At 66.3% G+C, this 17,644-nt stretch carries 15 protein-coding genes, 3 tRNA genes and 1 other RNA gene; 17 read left to right on the top strand and 2 right to left on the bottom strand.

The window, feature by feature from the left end; genetic code table 11:
- Nucleotides 1-327: 327 nt before the first annotated feature.
- Nucleotides 328-740: RNase P RNA component class A (gene rnpB, locus KF791_14530), an RNA gene on the bottom strand.
- Nucleotides 741-1,062: 322 nt separating this feature from the next.
- Here rnpB and KF791_14525 point away from each other — a divergent pair.
- The gene (locus tag KF791_14525; protein ID MBX3733794.1) at nt 1,063-1,572 is read left to right on the top strand and encodes a DNA starvation/stationary phase protection protein; all 510 of its coding nucleotides are present in this window, start codon (nt 1,063-1,065) and stop codon (nt 1,570-1,572) included.
- 32 nt (nt 1,573-1,604) lie between these two features.
- A complete protein-coding gene (locus tag KF791_14520) occupies nt 1,605-4,739 on the top strand; it encodes a hypothetical protein (GenBank protein ID MBX3733793.1) in 3,135 nt (1,044 codons plus the stop codon).
- Nucleotides 4,740-4,783: 44 nt separating this feature from the next.
- On the opposite strand, the gene KF791_14515 is transcribed toward KF791_14520, so the two are convergent.
- The gene (locus KF791_14515; GenBank protein MBX3733792.1) at nt 4,784-6,130 is read right to left on the bottom strand and encodes a hypothetical protein; all 1,347 of its coding nucleotides are present in this window, start codon (nt 6,128-6,130) and stop codon (nt 4,784-4,786) included.
- A gap of 314 nt (nt 6,131-6,444) precedes the next feature.
- On the opposite strand from KF791_14515, the gene KF791_14510 reads away from it, so the two are divergent.
- From KF791_14510 to KF791_14440, 15 genes are all read left to right on the top strand, one after another.
- Nucleotides 6,445-6,753 carry a hypothetical protein gene (locus KF791_14510; GenBank protein ID MBX3733791.1) on the top strand — a complete coding sequence of 103 codons (309 nt, stop codon included), beginning with the start codon at nt 6,445-6,447 and terminating at the stop codon, nt 6,751-6,753.
- 148 nt (nt 6,754-6,901) lie between these two features.
- Entirely contained in the window at nt 6,902-7,669 is a 768-nt protein-coding gene (locus KF791_14505; protein ID MBX3733790.1) for a succinate dehydrogenase cytochrome b subunit, read from the top strand.
- A gap of 1 nt (nt 7,670) precedes the next feature.
- Nucleotides 7,671-9,629 (top strand): fumarate reductase/succinate dehydrogenase flavoprotein subunit, encoded by a 1,959-nt coding sequence (locus KF791_14500; GenBank protein ID MBX3733789.1) that lies wholly within the window; start codon nt 7,671-7,673, stop codon nt 9,627-9,629.
- Between the two features lie 17 nt (nt 9,630-9,646).
- On the top strand, nt 9,647-10,423 hold the full coding sequence (locus KF791_14495) for a succinate dehydrogenase/fumarate reductase iron-sulfur subunit (GenBank protein ID MBX3733788.1): 777 nt from the start codon (nt 9,647-9,649) through the stop codon (nt 10,421-10,423).
- A gap of 53 nt (nt 10,424-10,476) precedes the next feature.
- Nucleotides 10,477-11,106 carry a DUF1080 domain-containing protein gene (locus KF791_14490; protein MBX3733787.1) on the top strand — a complete coding sequence of 210 codons (630 nt, stop codon included), beginning with the start codon at nt 10,477-10,479 and terminating at the stop codon, nt 11,104-11,106.
- Between the two features lie 155 nt (nt 11,107-11,261).
- Nucleotides 11,262-11,337: transfer RNA gene (locus KF791_14485), tRNA-Thr, on the top strand.
- A gap of 54 nt (nt 11,338-11,391) precedes the next feature.
- Nucleotides 11,392-12,579 (top strand): elongation factor Tu, encoded by a 1,188-nt coding sequence (gene tuf / locus KF791_14480; GenBank protein ID MBX3733786.1) that lies wholly within the window; start codon nt 11,392-11,394, stop codon nt 12,577-12,579.
- A gap of 69 nt (nt 12,580-12,648) precedes the next feature.
- Nucleotides 12,649-12,724 (top strand) — tRNA-Trp (locus tag KF791_14475).
- Between the two features lie 9 nt (nt 12,725-12,733).
- Nucleotides 12,734-12,822, top strand: a tRNA-Ser gene (locus KF791_14470).
- 10 nt (nt 12,823-12,832) lie between these two features.
- Complete coding sequence (gene secE / locus KF791_14465) at nt 12,833-13,096, top strand: preprotein translocase subunit SecE (GenBank protein ID MBX3733785.1); 264 nt, start codon at nt 12,833-12,835, stop codon at nt 13,094-13,096.
- 18 nt (nt 13,097-13,114) lie between these two features.
- Nucleotides 13,115-13,663, top strand: a complete 549-nt coding sequence (gene nusG, locus KF791_14460) for a transcription termination/antitermination factor NusG (protein ID MBX3733784.1) — start codon at nt 13,115-13,117, stop codon at nt 13,661-13,663.
- 57 nt (nt 13,664-13,720) lie between these two features.
- Nucleotides 13,721-14,146, top strand: a complete 426-nt coding sequence (gene rplK / locus KF791_14455) for a 50S ribosomal protein L11 (protein ID MBX3733783.1) — start codon at nt 13,721-13,723, stop codon at nt 14,144-14,146.
- 128 nt (nt 14,147-14,274) lie between these two features.
- The gene (locus tag KF791_14450) at nt 14,275-15,612 is read left to right on the top strand and encodes a sigma-54-dependent Fis family transcriptional regulator (GenBank protein MBX3733782.1); all 1,338 of its coding nucleotides are present in this window, start codon (nt 14,275-14,277) and stop codon (nt 15,610-15,612) included.
- Between the two features lie 89 nt (nt 15,613-15,701).
- On the top strand, nt 15,702-17,036 hold the full coding sequence (locus KF791_14445; protein MBX3733781.1) for a PAS domain-containing protein: 1,335 nt from the start codon (nt 15,702-15,704) through the stop codon (nt 17,034-17,036).
- Between the two features lie 314 nt (nt 17,037-17,350).
- Nucleotides 17,351-17,611, top strand: coding sequence for a DUF4160 domain-containing protein (locus KF791_14440; GenBank protein MBX3733780.1), 261 nt, complete (start codon nt 17,351-17,353; stop codon nt 17,609-17,611).
- The last annotated feature ends 33 nt before the right edge of the window (nt 17,612-17,644 follow it).

The following is a 17,644-nucleotide window of genomic DNA, read 5'->3' as shown; positions in this document are numbered from 1 at the left end:
AAAATTTTTAACCAATTGCAGGAGAGGAATTTGGAGGACTGCATAGTCGGATGTTCCGCAAGACCACGATAGCGGACCTTCAGGGGGGGGCGGCGGGATTTCGCCGGCGGCGGGGGTGGGTGCCGTGACGAGGCCCGCATCTTCGATGGCGGATGGCCCCGGGCGATGGGAGGGCTGCCGAGGGGCATCGGAGCGATAGGGTGTGTTACAGATCAACGGCGAGGCGGTCTCCTGTGAGGGCAAGGTGGGCGGTCGGGATACCGCTCCGGCGTTGAAATTCGGGGCCTTCGGACAGGACGTGGGAGCGGGCTGGGTCGGGGGCGGGGAGGTCTTGGAAGGGGTGTAAGCCGAATTCTGTTCCCGGACCTTGCGGCACGGGCGGACATCATTCATCTCGGCGGCCGGTACCCGGAACCCGGCTGCTTTCGCAGCACCGGCGCGGGCCGCGCCAGGGTTCCCTATTTGGCCTTGCTCCCGGGGAGGTTTTCCGTGCCCCGTCGCTCACGCGCCGGGCGGTGGGCTCTTACCCCGCCTTTTCACCCTTGCCCCATCCTTGCGGACGTGGCGGTTTGTTTTCTGTGGCACTGTCTGTCGCCCGAAGCTTTCGCCCCGGGCGCCCGGGGTCATGCCGGTCGTCTCCGGCTTTCGCCGGTCGTGACTGGTTTCCCCGGCCCCGCGCCCTGTGGAGTTCGGACTTTCCTCCGGCAACCGAAGTCACCAGCGATATCCCCCCCTTCCAAGACCGCGTTGACCCTAGGCGGCCCGGAGCCCGGTTGCAATGAAGGGTTCGGGGAGCGGGAGGGATGGCCGGATACGGGAAGCCCGTTCGTGCGGCTTGATGAGGGGTGGGTCGGAAAGTCGGGCGATGACAACTGCGGTCTTGAGCCGCCTCACTTTCCCATCCGCCTCCTTCGCCGTGGCCCCGGGGCGGAACCACAGTCGCCGTGAGCCAGGGTTGTTTTGGATTTCCCTTCTGGTATGGGTTCCGGGCCGCGGCGCGCGGTGGCGGGCTGTCTCCGGCCGCTTCGCTTGGCCGCAGGACAGATTCCACAGATTGCAACCATGAAGAAAAACCGTTCCGCTTCCGCGGCCGCCATCGCCGCCGCCGCCAACACCCGTCAGGAATCCCGGCTGGTCGTCGCGCTCAACCTGGTGCTGGCCGACACCTACTCGCTGATGGCCGTCACCCACCTGGCCCACTGGAATGTCGAGGGACCGGGTTTCTTCCAGTTGCACGAGGCGTTCGGGGCCCAATACACGGAGCTTTTTGAGGCGGCGGATGAAATCGCGGAACGGGTCCGGGCCCTGGGCCATTACGCCGCCGGTGGCTTGATGACCCTGGGCCGGATGGCGGGTCTTGAGGAGGTGGGCGGGCCGCAGTCGCAGGCGGCGTTCGTGACGGCGTTGATCAGGGCTCACGAGAAGACCATCGGGGATCTCAAGGTGGCGCGCGACCTGGCGGAGGCAGCCCGGGATCTGGAATCCCAGGATCTCGCCATCGGGCGCATCAAGGCCCATGAAAAGACGCTCTGGATGTTGCGGAGCTTCATTGGTGGCGGTCCCTCGGCTTGATCCGGCGTCCGGCCCTGCCACGCTTTCTGCAAATGATTGGGAAGTCGTGGCTTCAGCTCGCGTGGGTCGTCCTTCTTGCGGCGGCTCCTGTTCGCGCGGCGTCCCTGGACGTGGTTCGGGATACCGGGGCGGGCACGGGGGGGGGAGGGGTGATTCTGAGGTCATCGGGTGCGCCCGGTCAGGTACATCGGCTGGAGCATTCGGCGGATCTCCAGACGTGGGAGGAGCTGGCCCTGTTCCACGAGGGACCGCTCGAGTATGTGGATGATGCCGCGTCCGGCACAGCGGTCCGGTTTCTCCGGCTGATTTCCCGGGGGTTGACCGCGGCGGATGACGGCAAGAATCAAATCCAACTCCCGGGGGACGCCTTCGCCGAGCCACCCCAGCCGCCGGACTTCAATCGTCCGGCGCGCCTTGGGTGGGTGAAGTTTGCCATCCTGCTGGAGGGCGAATCCCGAGTGTGGTTTCAGCACAGCCGGCGGCACCCGTTCCATTACGATTTCGCCCGGCTGCGGCTGGCACCGTTTGCCGGGCTGAGCCCGGCCGAATTCGATCGGGTCACCCTGCGGCGGGACGGACAGCAGGCGGTGCTTGGGGCGATCCTCCTGCCATCGGTGGCGGGGGCTCCCGAGTACGGGATCCAGTTTGTGGGCCAGGATGTGTGGACCCGTGAGGAGGTGGCCGGCTGGTTCGAGCGCGTCCGCCGGAGCGTGCTGGCGCCGCCCGGCACCCGGGCGTTGTACGTGCCGACCTTCGAGCAGGAGAGCCTGGCGCGGGCGGAGCGGGACTGGCTGGCGACCCGGGGAATTGAGGTGGCGTCGGCGGACCGTTGGATGGAGTCGGACGCGGTTTATGCGGATGGCTGGGCTGTGGGGCGGCTGGTGTTTGTGCCCGGCAACGCGATTGCAGCGGCGTATGCCGACGGGCGGTTGCGTCCTGCGGACATCCTGCTCACCGACCGGGTGCCCGCGGAGGTGCCGTTTTTGGCGGGGATCATCACGCTCGAACCGGCGACGCCGAATTCGCATGTCGCGATCCTGGCCCGGGGGTATGGCATTCCGTTTGTCTGGTTTGCGGATCCGGAGGTGCAGTCACGCCTGCGGGGTTGGGATGGCCGGGAGGTGGCCTTGCGCACGGGTCGCTGGGGCGAGGCGGCTCGTGTGATTGGGGTCGAGGGACAGATCGGGGAGGCGTTGAGGGAGCAATTGGTCGCGGCGAAGCGTCCGGCGCCGTTGAAATACACCCCGAAACAGCCAGCCGGGTTTTGGACCACCAATGTGGCCGGGTTGACCCCCGCCGCCCTGCGTCATGTCGGGGGCAAGGTGGCGAATTACGGGCTGCTGATGCGCACCCTTCCGGACAACAACCACGAGGCCATCGCCCTGACCTTCGATGTCTGGGATGCCTTCCTGGATCAGACGTTGCCGGGGCAGGGCACGCTGCGGGAGGCGGTTGCCGCCGCGTTGGGGGAGTTCAGCCACCCCCCGGACATGGCACTCCTGAAATCCCGGCTGGCGACCGTCCGGACCCTGTTCACCCGGACGGCCAGCTTTTCAGCGCCGCAGCGGGCGATCCTCCTCTCCGCACTGACCAACGGGCCCTTCAATCCGGGTCGCAAGATCCGGTTCCGCAGTTCGACGAACGTCGAGGACAGCGAGGATTTCACGGGGGCAGGCCTGTATGACAGCTACAGCGGCTGCCTGCTGGATGACCTGGATGACGACGATGCCGGCCCGTCGGCATGCGATCCCGGAGAGCCTGGGGAGCGTGGGGTCTTCCGCGCCATCCAGCGGGTGTACGCCAGCTTCTACAATGACAATGCCTTCCTTGAACGGCTGCGGCGGGGGGTGAAGGAGTCCGAGGTCGGCATGGCAGTGCTGGTGCATCATTCGTATCCGGACGACATCGAGATGGCCAACGGCGTGGTGGTGCTCCACGCAAACCGGTGGTTTGGCGGGATGGGGTTCTGGGGGGAGATGGTCACGCAGTTGGGTGCCGTGTCGGTGACCAATCCGGATTCGTCGGCCCGTCCCGAGCGGGTGGGATTCTCGTCGTCCGGCGGCTCGCGCCATGTGGATTTCCGCGAAGGATCGAGTCTCGTGCCCCTTGGCGGCCATGTGATGCGGTGGGAGCAGGATTACCTGGACCTGGTCCGGTTGCTTGAACCCGTCGTGCGGGCCTACGCGGCGTTGTTCCCGGCGAAACAGGAGTTTTCCCTCGACCTGGAATTCAAGCGCATCCAGCCGGGCCTGCTGCACATCAAGCAGGTGCGCCCGCTGCCGGCATCCGATGCCGGCGGCTCGATGACCCCGTTCCTGTTCGGGGAACCCGGCGCGTGGTGCGTGGAGGAGGGTGAGTTTGGATCCCCCCTGGCGAAGCACCGGTTGAAGTGCCGCCTGTCGGCGACCAGCGACGCGCGACGTCTGGACCCCTCAGGCCTGTCGCGTCCGCTGTTTCAGGAGGCCTCGCTCACTTTCCGGTCGGGAACCCGGCGGATCACGCTGACGGATGGACCGGCCGGGTGGACGGCGTTCACTCACCGGGTTGAGGGACAGGACCTCGTGAACACCTGGCGGTGGGGCGAGGAGGCGGAGCGGATGGACTTCCGACTGCAGACCACCGTGGAGACCCGGGTGCCGGCGTCGGGGCCGGGGTGGGTGGTGATGGCCGATTTGCGGAAGATGTTGCAAGTGACGCATGCGCGGGCGCAGCCCGAGATGACCTGGGAGGGGCCCGGCCAGACGCGGGTGGACGACGTGGTGCTGGTGCCGTGTCCGCGGCGCACGTCCAACGACCTGTTCCAGGAGCGCGACCTGACCCTTGGCCGGCAGATGCGGATGCGCACGCAATTCTGGTGGCCGCCTCCGCCCTCGGGGATTTCGGCGGGCTACACCGCGCCGAGTGTCGGGTTTGTCCGCACGGAGATTACCGGGCTGACCACGGAACCGCTGGTCCTGGAGGAGGGTGCGGCACAGACCTATTCACCCGGGCATCACAACTTCTGGGAGACGTTCGTCCTGGAGCCGCGGCTGGATCCAGGCGTCCCGGCCTCCCAGCTTGCCGAACTGGAGGCGGCGAACATTGAGATCCTGATGGTGACCGGTGGCATGGGCGACGATGAGTGGTGGGTCGTGCAGCCGGACGGGCGTTTCCGCAGGTTGCGCTGAATCCGGAGGCGGGATTTCGGAGTGCCAGTCCCGGCGGCTGGTGGCTACCGGTGCACGACCGTCCGGGCCGGGGACAATGGGACGGGAGTCAGGACCGCCTCCAGCGTCCCGGCGACCGGATCGAAGCAGCGGATCAGTCCGTCAAATCCTCCGGTGATCAGGCGCTGTCCGCCCGTGGTGAATGCGAGCGCATAAATCGCTCCTTCGCCTGCCGGCAGCCGGGCCGCCAGGGTGCCGTCACCCGTGCGGTATACCCGCACCTCGCCGCCGGGGCCGCCCGCGGCGAGCAGGGAGCCGTCGGGACTGAAGGCCACTGCTGCCACGGCGCCGGGCTGACGCTCGAACTCGCGAACGAGGTTCACGTCGTTGTTTCCCGCGGTGCGCTCCTGGTTCTCCCGGGCCCGGTAGAGGCGCAGGCCTCCTTCGGCTCCGCCGCAGGCCGCCCATTCCTCCGATGGATGCCGGGCCATGGAGACGACGGGCTCGATCAGTTTGTTGACGTCGTCAATGAACTGACCGTCGCTGACCAGCAACAGCTTCATCGCGCGGTCGCGTCCGGCGCTCAGCAACCGGCTGCCACCGGCCATCCACGCCGTGCGAAAGACCCAGTCACTGTGGTTGTCGAAGCGAATCTGTTCGCGGCCGTCCGAGGCGTCCAGGATGCGTACGCTTTTGTCCGCGCCGCCCAGCGCGAGGCGGGTGCCGTCGGGGGACCAGGAGACGCCGTACACCGAGTCGGTGCCGACGGTCCAGGAGCTCAGGAGATTCGTGGTGCCGGAGGCCCAGACCTGCACTTCGCCGAACTGGGACGGCGCACCGCCGCAGGCGGCCAGGCGGCTGGAATCCGGGGAAAAGGCCAGGGCCTCGATCCGGGGAGACTCCCCGAGGAGCCGGAACCGCGTTTCGAGGGTGGCGGCATCCAGAAGGAAGACCTCGTGGTGTCCGGACGCGGCGATCCAATGCCCGTCTGGAGACACGGCGAGCGCCGTCGTCACGGGAGGGATTTGATATTCCGGGAACGTTTCCGGACGGGAACGGCGCGCGCTGGCAGGGGTGTCGTCGAGGGCGCCCTCCCGGATCCATCGCGCGATCAGCGCGATTTCGGCGGCCGACAACGGATCGCCCTCCTTTGGCATATCCGGCTCGGCGCCGCGGATCTGTTCGAGGACCAGGGATCCCTCCGGGTCTCCGGAGCGCAGATTCGGGCCGTGCTTCCCAGGCTTGAGGAGCCCGGCGTGTGACGAGGTGTCCACATCCCCCTTGAGCTTGTTGGGGTTGTGGCAGCCGTTGCAGGAGCGTTTGAAGATGGGGGTGATGTCGCGGTACCAGGACACCGGCGGCTCGTCGGCCTGGAGGTCCCCGGCGGGCGACAACGCGAGCGCGAGGCTCACGGCAACGGAGCACCGGGCCCACCGGACTGCCGGTGCCGGGAGCCCGCGGGAGGCGGCGCGCGCATCTCGGTGCGATCTCCGGGGAAAGTGCATGCCTTGCGCGTACCCGGAACCGGAATGCCGGACAAGTCCCAAACCCGGGAGAGACGGCGTGTCGCCGTCTCCGATCAGGTCCGGAACCACGAGGCAACAAGGCACCGTTCGGTGACTCCACGAGTGGTGGGGCCGGACCTGTTCAGGGGCCGCGACACGCTGCCCCTCCCAGCGATCCGCCGCGGCTTTACTTGGCGACCGGGGTCCGTATCGTCGGGATTGTGGAACTGACGGTTGAGACCTTTGCCCCCGAGTTGGAGGCGGCGCTTCAAAACTACGAGCGCTATGTGGTGTGTCTCGACCAGCTTCCCGACGAGTGCGCGGAGTCCCTGCGTTCGCTGGTCGCGAAGGCCATACACGCCTTCAACGGGCGGGCCCCCGGCATGCGGCACGGCATCGCCCTGAACCGGGTCCTCACCATCATCCTCAGCGAGACCGAGGGACCCCGTCCCTTGTGCGGGATCTACTTCAATTTGCATTCGCCCTATTCGCGCAAACACGCGATCCCGGCGGCGACGCAGCCCGCGTGAGCTCCCGGAGTGCGGCCCGATGGCCGCCGACTCGACCTAACGTACCGGGGAAGGCTCCCTTATTTCGGCGGGCGATCCGTTGACGGAAATCGGCTCCGGCCGTTCCATGGTGACTAATGCACCTGCCGGGGGTGATGCAGTTCCACTCATGAACGTCGTTGTACAAATCTGGCGGTCTTCCATCGGGCGCAAGGTCGTCATGGCGGCGACCGGGGCGATGTTGTTCCTGTTTCTCGTCGGTCATCTGATCGGGAACCTCCAGGTGTTTGGTGCGCCGGAGCTCATCAACAGCTACGCGCATTTTCTCAAGAGCAAGCCGGGCCTCATTTGGGGCGCCCGGCTCGGCCTGCTGGCGGTGGTGGGCTTGCACATCGCCTCGGCCATCTCGCTCAGCCGGCAGAATCGTGCGGCACGCCCTTTCGACTACGCGGGTGGCCGCGGCCCGTACGGCGCGCCGCTGTCGTCCCGAACCATGCTGGTGAGCGGCCTCGTGATCCTGGCATTCGTGATCTACCACCTGCTGCAATTCACCGCATTGGTGCCGGCGGTGAACGGAGGGGTGGATTTCCGGGACCTTGAGACGCAACTGCCGGGAGGCGTCCGCACCCACGATGTGTATGCGATGATGGTCCGCGGCTTCCAGATCTGGTGGGTTTCCCTGTTCTACCTCATCGCACAGGCGCTGCTCTTCATGCATCTAAGCCACGGGTTGTCCTCGATGTTCCAGTCGCTGGGGTGGCGCAATGCGGTGTGGTGGCCCCGGGTGGTGGCCGGCGCGCGGGTGGTGAGTGTCGCCCTGTTCCTCGGTTACGCATCCATCCCGGTCGCGGTGATGTCGGGGCTGGGGCGCTCCCATGTGGAGGGCGCCCGGTCCGCCGCGTTGGCCGCCTCCGTCGGAAAGGAGGTTGTTCGCTGACATGGCCACCCTGAACGCAGGCATCCCGTCGGGTCCGCTGTCCGGGAAATGGGAGCGCTACCGCTTCGATTCCCGGCTGATCAACCCGGCCAACAAGCGCAAGTACAAGGTGATTGTCGTCGGGGCCGGTCTCGCGGGGGCCAGCGCGTCGGCGACCCTCGCGGAACTGGGATACGAGGTGCACAACTTCGTCTTCCACGACTCCCCCCGCCGCGCGCATTCCGTTGCCGCCCAGGGCGGGATCAATGCGGCCAAGAACTACCAGAACGACGGGGACTCGGTGCACCGGTTGTTCTACGACACGATCAAGGGCGGGGACTTCCGGTCCCGTGAGGCCAACGTGCACCGCCTCGCCGAGGTGTCGGTCCAGATCATTGACCAGTGCGCCGCGCAGGGGGTGCCCTTCGCCCGCGAGTACGGCGGATTGCTCGACAACCGGTCCTTTGGCGGCGCCCAGGTCAGCAGGACCTTTTACGCGAGGGGCCAGACCGGACAGCAACTGCTCCTCGGCGCCTATTCCGCCCTGTGCCGGATGATCGGGGCGGGCGGGGTGCGATCCTACACCCACTCCGAGATGCTCGACCTGGTCGTGGTCAACGGACACGCCAAGGGCATCGTGGTTCGCAACCTGCAGACCGGGGAGATCACCCGGCACAGTGCGGACGCCGTCGTCCTGGCCACGGGCGGTTACGGCAACGTGTTCAACCTGTCCACCTACGCCCGGGGGTCCAATGCCACGGCCATCTGGCGGGCCTATCGGCGCGGGGCATGCTTCGGCAATCCCTGCTTCACGCAGATCCATCCCACCTGCATCCCGGTGAGCGGCGACTACCAGTCCAAGCTCACCTTGATGTCCGAATCCCTCCGCAATGACGGGCGGATCTGGGTGCCCAAGCGGAAGGAGGATTGCGGCAGGAATCCGGCCGACATCCCGGAGGAGGCCCGCGACTACTACCTGGAGCGCATGTACGGCGCCTTTGGCAACCTGGCGCCCCGCGATGTCGCCAGCCGCGCCGCCAAGTATCAATGCGACGAGGGCCGCGGGATCGGCCCGACCGGCCTTGGAGTGTACCTCGACTTTTCCGACGCCATCCGCCGCCTCGGCGAGGACCGCATCCGGGAGCGCTACGGCAACCTGTTCGCGATGTACCATGAGATCACGAACGAGGACGCCTACAAGACCCCGATGCGGATCTTTCCGGCGGTCCACTATACGATGGGCGGGCTGTGGGTGGATTACGGATTGATGAGCAACCTGCCCGGCCTGTTTGTGCTGGGGGAGGCCAATTTTTCCGATCACGGGGCGAACCGCCTGGGGGCCTCGGCCCTGATGCAGGGGCTTGCCGACGGTTACTTCGTGCTTCCGGCCACCGTCGCGAACTACCTGGCGGGCCAGAAGCCATCCGAACGCCCCTCGCCCGACGCGGCGGAGTTTCGCGAAGCGGAGGCCGGGGTGCAGTCCGAGATCCGCCGGCTGCTCTCGCTGAAGGGCGGGCGGACGCCGGATCACTTCCACCGGGAGCTGGGACGCATCCTCTGGGACCATTGCGGCATGGCCCGCGACCGCGCGGGGCTGGAGAAGGCCATCCAGCTGCTCGGAGCGCTCCGCGAGGAATACCGTGTCAATTTGCGTGTGGCGGGTGACGCCGCAGAATGGAACCAGTCGCTGGAGAAGGCGGGGCGGGTGGCGGATTTCATCGAATTGGGCGACCTGATGTGCCGGGACGCCCTGATGCGTGAGGAAAGTTGCGGCGGCCATTTCCGCGAGGAGTACCAGTACACCCAGGACGACCCCGAGGTGCAGCGGGGCCTGGTCAACCCCGGAGACGTCAAGCGCCGCGACGACCGGTTCGCCTTTGTCGCCGCCTGGGAGTATGCGGGACCCGGACGCGACCCGGTCTTGAACCGCGAGCCGCTTGTTTATGAGGAAGTCAAGATGAGCACCCGCAGCTACAAGTAGGCAACCGACACGTCCCCATGAAAGTCCGACTCAAAGTCTGGCGTCAGAAGAACGCCGCGGCCCCCGGGCAGTTTCAGACCTGTGAAACCCCGGAGCTCAATCCGAACATGTCGTTCCTGGAGATGCTCGACGTGGTCAACGAAGACCTGGCGGGCCGTGGCGAGGATCCGATCGCCTTCGATCACGACTGCCGCGAGGGCATTTGCGGCACCTGTTCCCTGGTGATCAACGGCAAGCCGCACGGGCCCCACCGGGGGGTCGCCACGTGTCAGACCTACCTGCGGAGTTTCCAGGACGGTGAAGAGATCGTGGTCGAGCCGTGGCGGGCGCGGCCGTTCCCCATCATCAAGGACCTCGTCTGCGACCGTCACGCCTTTGACCGCATCCAGCACGCCGGCGGCTTCGTGTCGGTGCGCACCGGATCGGCGCCGGACGCCAACGCCATCCTGGTGCCGAAGGAGAATGCCGACCTGGCGATGGATGCCGCCCAGTGCATCGGCTGCGGGGCGTGTGTCGCGGCCTGCAAGAACGCGAGTGCCATGTTGTTCGTCGCGGCCAAGGTGTCCCATCTTGGGCTGCTGCCCCAGGGGCAGCCCGAGCGGTATCGTCGCGTCAAGGCGATGGTGGACCAGATGGACCGGGAGGGCTTTGGCGGCTGCACGGTGACCGGATCCTGCGAGGCCGTGTGCCCCAAGGAGATCTCGCTCGACTTCATCGCGAGGCTCAATCGCGACTATGCGATGGCGCTGGTCCGGGGGGAGCCGGGGAAGGTGACCGCCGGCGCCGCCGGTTGATTTCCCGTCGGCGCCGGCTGGACGGCCGGGCGGACACCGGTCAGGATCCCGCCATGCTCCGCACGGTCCTGCTTCTCGGCGTGTTGCTTTCGTGCCTTCCCGCCGGCCTCCGGGCCGCCGCCCCGGTGTCGTTGTTTGACGGCAAGACGTTTGCCGGCTGGGACGGCGAGACGAACCGGACCTGGCGCATCGTGGACGGCGCCCTGGTCGGCGGGAGCCTGGAGACCACGGTCCCGCAGAACGAGTTTCTGGCCACCCTTCGGAGCTTCACCAATTTCGTGCTGCGGCTCCAGTTCAAGGTCGAGGGCACCGAGGGGTTCCTCAACGGGGGGGTGCAGGTGCGCAGCGAGCGGATTCCCAACCACAACGAGATGATCGGCTACCAGGCTGACATCGGGGAGGGCTGGCACGGGTGTCTGTACGACGAGTCGCGCCGCAACACGGTGCTGGCGAAGCCGGCCGATGCGGACGTGACGCGGGCCGTGCGGGCTGCGGACTGGAACGACTACGAGATCCGCTGCGAGGGGCCGCGGGTCCGCCTGAAGATCAATGGCGTGCCCATGGTGGACTACACGGAGACCGACGCCTCGCTGGTCCAGTCCGGCCGGATCGGCTTGCAGGTGCACGGCGGGGGCAAAGTGCGGATTTCCTACCGGAATCTGACCCTCGAAGAGCTGCCTTGACCCGAGAAACCCGTTGACACTTCGGGTGGGTCCTCATATGAATCCGCGCTTCAGAGAAGCGTTGCAGACGCCCGACTTCGGTTTCTTCGCCTGCGAGCAGGCGTGGGAACTGAATTTTTTGTCGCCGGGAGGCGGCAAAACGGCCGAATGACGGCGCCCACGTAGCTCAGCTGGCAGAGCACGTCCTTGGTAAGGACGAGGTCATCGGTTCAAACCCGATCGTGGGCTCCAGTCGGCGGGGTTCCTCTGCAGGGCAATCAGCGAAAACCAGCATACGTCAGTCACATGGCAAAAGAGAACTTCCAACGCACGAAGCCGCACCTCAACGTGGGTACCATCGGCCACGTGGACCACGGCAAATCCACCCTGACCGCCGCGATCGTCGCGGTGCAGAACCGCAAGGGGCTTGCTCCGGCCATTTCGTACGCCGACATCACCAAGGGCGGCACGGTCCGGGACGACACCAAGACGGTGACGATCGCGGTCTCGCACGTGGAGTACGAAAGCCCGTTGCGGCACTACGCGCACGTGGACTGTCCGGGTCATGCCGACTACGTGAAGAACATGATCACCGGCGCGGCGCAGATGGACGGCGCCATCCTGGTGGTCAGCGCGGCGGACGGCCCGATGCCGCAGACCCGCGAGCACATCCTGCTGGCCCGACAGGTGGGCGTGCCGAGCATCGTGGTGTTCCTGAACAAGGTGGACCTGGCCGACGCGGACCTGCTGGAGCTGATTGAGATGGAGATCCGGGAGTTGCTGAACAAGTACGGCTTCCCGGGCGACACCACCCCGATCGTCCGGGGTTCCGCGACCGCGGCGCTGGCGGCCACGCCCGAGGGCGAGGCGGCGATTGCGAGCCTTCTGGACGCCCTGGACTCGTTCGTGCCGGAGCCGACGCGTGAGCAGGACAAGCCGTTCCTGATGTGCATCGAGGACGTGTTCAACATTGAGGGTCGCGGTACCGTGGTGACCGGCCGTGTGGAGCGCGGCGTGCTCAAGAAGATGGAGGAGGTCGAGATCGTCGGTCTGCGTGACACGCGCAAGACCACGGCCACCGACATCGAGATGTTCCGCAAGCTGCTGGACTCGGCGCAGGCCGGAGACAACTGCGGCGTGCTGCTGCGCGGCACCAAGAAGGAGGATGTGGAGCGTGGCATGGTGCTGGCCAAGCCCGGCTCGATCACCCCGCACACCCACTTCCGCGCCGAGGTGTACGTGCTGACCAAGGACGAGGGCGGCCGGCACACCCCGTTCTTCAACAACTACCGTCCGCAGTTCTACTTCCGCACCTCGGATGTCACCGGTGGCGTGACGCTGCCCGAAGGGGTGGAAATGGTCATGCCCGGCGACAACGTCAACGTCGAGATCAAGCTCCTGGCGCCGGTCGCCATGGAGAAGGGCCTTCGGTTCGCGATCCGCGAGGGCGGCAGGACCATCGGTGCCGGGCGGGTGACGGAGGTCATCGCCTGAGCCCTGGGCGGGGCGATGAATATCGCCCCGCCGGCCGGCCATCCAATCCCGGGAGGTTTTCAATCGGACAGGGCGTTAGCTCAATTGGTAGAGTAGCGGTCTCCAAAACCGTTGGTTGGGGGTTCGAGTCCCTCACGCCCTGCCAAAACCCCGTGGAGGGGTGGCAGAGTGGTCTATTGCGGCGGTCTTGAAAACCGCTGTGGGCATCACCCACCGGGGGTTCGAATCCCTCCCCCTCCGCCACCTTCATCTCGTGCAACAGTTCTACATCAAGCTGCTGATCTGGGCCGCCGTCGTCGGGACGCTGTTCGGGCTCCTTTGGAAGTACGGCTACCTCACCAGGTTTGCGAACTACCTCGCCGACACGCGGGATGAGCTGCGCAAGTGCAGCTGGCCCAGCCGCGACGAGTTGAGGGAATCCACCGTGCTCGTGCTCTGCACCATCGCCATCATGGCCGTCTTCCTGCTCATCGTGGATGCCGGGGTGCTGAGGGTGATTCGCAGCCTCATCGAGTAACCGGGTCCGCGCTCTGACATGAAACACCGCTGGTTTGCCCTCCACGTCCTCGCCGGCAAGGAGCAGAAGGTCCGGGACACCATCCTGAAGCGCCTGCGCCTTGAGGAGATGGAACCGTACATCAACGAGGTGCTCCTCCCGATGGAAAAGGTCGTGGAAGTCCGCGGCGGGAAGAAGACCGTCACGAACCGCAAGCTGCATCCGGGCTATCTGTACATCGAGATGGCGCTGCTCGATGACAACCGGCGGCTCCTGGAGAAACCCTGGTACTTCATCAAGGGCATTGACGGGGTGATCGGTTTCATCGGTGGCGAGCGCCCCGCGGAGGTGGATCCCGAGGAGATCGCCTCGATCAAGGAGGCGGTGAGCGACGCCGAGGACACCGAGAAACCCAAGGTGCATTTTGACCTGGGAGAAACGGTCAAGATCAACGATGGCCCCTTTCTCAACTTCAGCGGCGTCATCGAGGAGGTCGAGCCCGACAAGGGCAAGCTCAAGGTCACCGTGGACATTTTCGGGCGCAAGACGCCCGTCGAACTCGAGTACTGGCAGGTCGAGAAGGCGTGAGGCCTCTCCAGCCCCTCCACAATCCCGCAGACGGCACCCATCCCAAGAACACGCATCATGGCCAAGAAAGTCACAGGCATCGTCAAACTTCAGATCACCGCCGGCCAGGCCAACCCCGCACCGCCGGTCGGACCCGCCCTGGGCTCCCAGGGCATCAACATCATGGCGTTCTGCAAGGAGTTCAACGCCGCCACCAAGGACAAGGGAGGGCTCGTCATCCCGGTGGTCATCACGGTGTATCAGGACAAATCCTTCACCTTCATCCTGAAGTCCCCGCCCGCCGCGGTGCTCCTCAAGAAGGCCGCCGGGATCGCCTCCGGGTCCAAGGTCCCCAACAAGGACAAGGTCGGCAAGGTGACCCGGAAACAAATCCTGGAAATCATCAAGCTCAAGGGCAGCGACCTGAACGCCAACAGCGAGGAGGCCGCGGTCCGGATGATCAGCGGCACGGCGCGCAACATGGGCATCGAAGTGGTGGACTGATCGTTCAGTCCGCCACCCCGAAAAGGCCTCGTCCGCTCCGGACGGGGCCTTTTTTCTGTCCGCCCGGCTTGCGTACCGGGGCGGCTTCCCGCTACACCCGCGCCGTGGCTGCCGCGCCCGTTCCCCGACTGCTGGTTGCCGATGATCAACCGGATGTCGGCGCGGCGCTCCGCCTGCTGTTCAAGGGCGAAGGCTGGCGCACCGAACTGGTTCATTCGCCGCGGGCAGCGCTCGATGCCGTTGGCCGCTCCGAGTACGACCTCCTCATCGCCGACCTGAACTACACCCGGGACACCACCAGCGGCCAGGAGGGGCTGGATCTGCTCGCCCGCATTCCCGCGGTGGACCCCACCCTTCCGGTGGTGGTCATGACCGCATGGGCCAGTGTGGACGTCGCGGTGGAGGCCATGCGGCGCGGCGCGCGGGACTTCATCCAAAAGCCCTGGGAAAATGCCCGGGTCCTCGCCATCGTCCGCAACCAGATCGCCCTCCGGCGTGCCTTGCGCGATGGGGAGCGGTTGTCGGCCCTCACAACGTCCGGGCAGACCTCCGTTCCGGGACTCGTCGCGGAGTCACCCGTCATGCAGCCGGTGCTCGATCGGATCCAGCGTGTGGGGCCGAGCGATGCCACGGTGCTGATCACCGGAGAAAACGGAACCGGCAAGGGCGTGGTCGCGGCGGCCCTGCACGCCGCGGGCCCGAGGGCGGCCCGTCCGTTTGTGGCGGTCAACATGGGGGGGCTGAGTGAATCGTTGTTTGAGAGCGAGTTGTTCGGACACGTCCGCGGTGCGTTCACCGATGCCCGGGCGGACCGGATCGGCCGGTTCGAAATGGCCGAGGGCGGCACCTTGTTCCTCGATGAGATCGCCAATGTGCCCTCCGGCCAGCAGTCCAAATTGTTGCGCGTCCTCGAAAGCCATTCGTTTGAGCGCGTGGGCTCGTCGCGCACCCAGCAGGCCGACGTGCGCCTCATTGCCGCGACCAACGCGGACCTGATGGCCGAAGTGGCGGCCGGACGGTTCCGTCAGGATCTCCTCTTCCGGTTGAACACGGTCGAAATCCATCTGCCTCCGCTGCGCGAGCGACGCGAGGATCTGGAGCCGCTCGCGCTGCATTTCCTGCAGCAGCAACAGGCCCGGTACCGCAAACACTTTGCCGGTCTGGAGCCCGCGGCGCTGGCGGCACTGCACGCACATCCGTGGCCGGGAAACCTGCGGGAGTTGAGCCATGCGATCGAGCGTGCCGTGCTGCTGGGGGACGGTCCCCTGGTCCGTGCGGCGGACCTTGGATTGGGGTCCGCCCGCACAGCGGCACCCCGGTTGGAGGACATGAGCCTGGAAACCGTGGAGCGATTCCTGATCCAGCAGACGCTGGCGCGTTGCGGCGGCAATGCGATGAAGGCGGCGGAGGCGCTGGGCCTGAGCCGGAGCGCATTCTACCGGCGACTGGAGAAATACGGCCTGTGAGCTTCGTGCGGGGAACCAGCTCTGAAGGGACGCCGCAGGAGGCACTCGTCGGCGCGGGGACCGCCTGCGATCCTCCCAACCATTGACCCATGTTTGTTCGTGGTTTTGAACGCCGCCTCTTCGTGTTCGGTTTGGCGGCCATCCTGCCTGGCCTGATCCTCGCCGGACTGTGGGCGCTGGATGGTGGGCGGTCCGGCTGGCAGCGGGCCCTTGCCGTGCTGGTCGGCGGGGCGATGCCGCTGCTCATCGTGGTCGCATTGAGTCGCTGGATTCGTCATCCGCTGCGCACGCTATCCAACCAGGTGGCCGGAATGCGTGAGGGTGATTTCAGCATCCGGGTGCGGGGCGCCGGTCGCGAGGATGCGATGGGGGAGCTGGTCGCCGAGTTGAATCTGTTGTGCGACGATCTCCGCTCCCGTCGGCTGGAAGGCGTCGAAACGGCCACCCTGCTGCGAACTGTGATGGAGGAGATCAGCGTGGCGATTTTCGCCTTCGATCACGAGCAGCGCCTGCGGCTGGTCAACAGCGCCGGAGGACAACTGCTGGGCCGCACCGTCGGTCAGATGACCGGAAGGTCCGCGGCCGAACTGGGCCTTGCGGAAACGCTGCGCGGGGAGTCCTCACGCGTCCTCGATACGGCGTTTGACGGCAAGCTGGGCCGCTGGGCCCTGCGACGCACCTCGTTCCGGGAAGCGGGCCAGCCGCACCAGCTTGTCGTGCTGACGGACTTGTCCCGCACCCTGCGGGAGGAGGAACGTCAGGCATGGAAGCGGCTTGTTCGCGTGATCGGCCATGAGCTGAACAACAGCCTGGCGCCCATCTGCTCGATCAGTGGCAGCCTGGAGCAGTTGCTCGCCCGGCGGCCGCGTCCCTCCGACTGGGAGGAGGATCTGCGCGGAGGGTTGGACATCATTCAAGCGCGCGCCGGTGCGTTGAGCCGGTTCATGGAGGTGTATTCGCGCCTGGCCCGGCTGCCCGCCCCCAGCAGGCGGGCCTTCAGCGTGTCGGAGTGGGCGGGCCGTGTGGTCCGGCTTGAGCCCCGCCTCCCGGTGCGGCTGGCGTCCGGTCCGGAGGTCACCATTCACGCGGATCCGGACCAACTCGATCAGGTGTTGATCAACCTCGTACGCAATGCCGCGGATGCCGCCCTCGCCGACGCGGGCGGGCGGGCGCCGGAGGTCGAAATCCAGTGGCATTTGAAGCTCGACCAGTTCGTTCTCATCGTGCGCGACAACGGGCCCGGCCTCGCGGAAACGGGCAATCTCTTCGTGCCCTTTTTCACGACCAAGCCTGGCGGATCAGGCATCGGTCTCGCGCTCTGCCGTCAGATCGTCGAGGGGCATGACGGCACGCTCAGCCTGTCCAATCGGACGGACGGTCCCGGTGCCGAGGCCGTGTTGCGCCTGCCGCTGTCCGGCCCTTGAGCGACCGCTGTACGTGGCCGGCTTCCGCGGTGTCCCATTTCTGGGACGGCCGAATCCCAGCAGCGAAACCGGGGGCAGCTTCCACGACGGGATCCCTGTGAGAATTAGGGAAATGCCAGGGGAAGAATGCTGAATATCTCCTGACCGTAATCAACTGTCATTCAATTAGATCCGTTGAGGAGGCTGCTTCGGTCCGCCCCCCGGACGGATACCTTTCGCGCGATGGCACGCCGGCTGCGTCAGCTTTCATCGGGTGCGCGATGCCGGCATCGAAACCGGTCCGGCCTGCGCACCTTGAAACGGAAACCGACGTCATGCCTGTCATCTCCAGATTCTACGGAATCATCGTTCGCCTGATGCGACTTCCCGATCGCCGCACGGCCATCTACGCCAACTACGGTGAACACGAGCTGGTGCTGGATGCCGCAACGTTGAGCATCATTGCCGGCAATGCCCCGGCCCGCGTGGTGGACCTCGTCATGGAATGGGCGCGGCAGCATCAGGGCGAACTGAAGACCGCGCTTGAACAGGCGGCCCGGCGCGGCTCCCCGGTCGCCATCGCGCCCCTGCAATAATTCAGGGCCACTCGCAGCCCCCGGATTCTGACC

The organism is Verrucomicrobiia bacterium (genome assembly GCA_019634635.1).
Classification (GTDB): Bacteria; Verrucomicrobiota; Verrucomicrobiia; order Limisphaerales; family UBA9464; genus UBA9464.
This window is presented reverse-complemented; position numbering and strand designations above follow the sequence as displayed.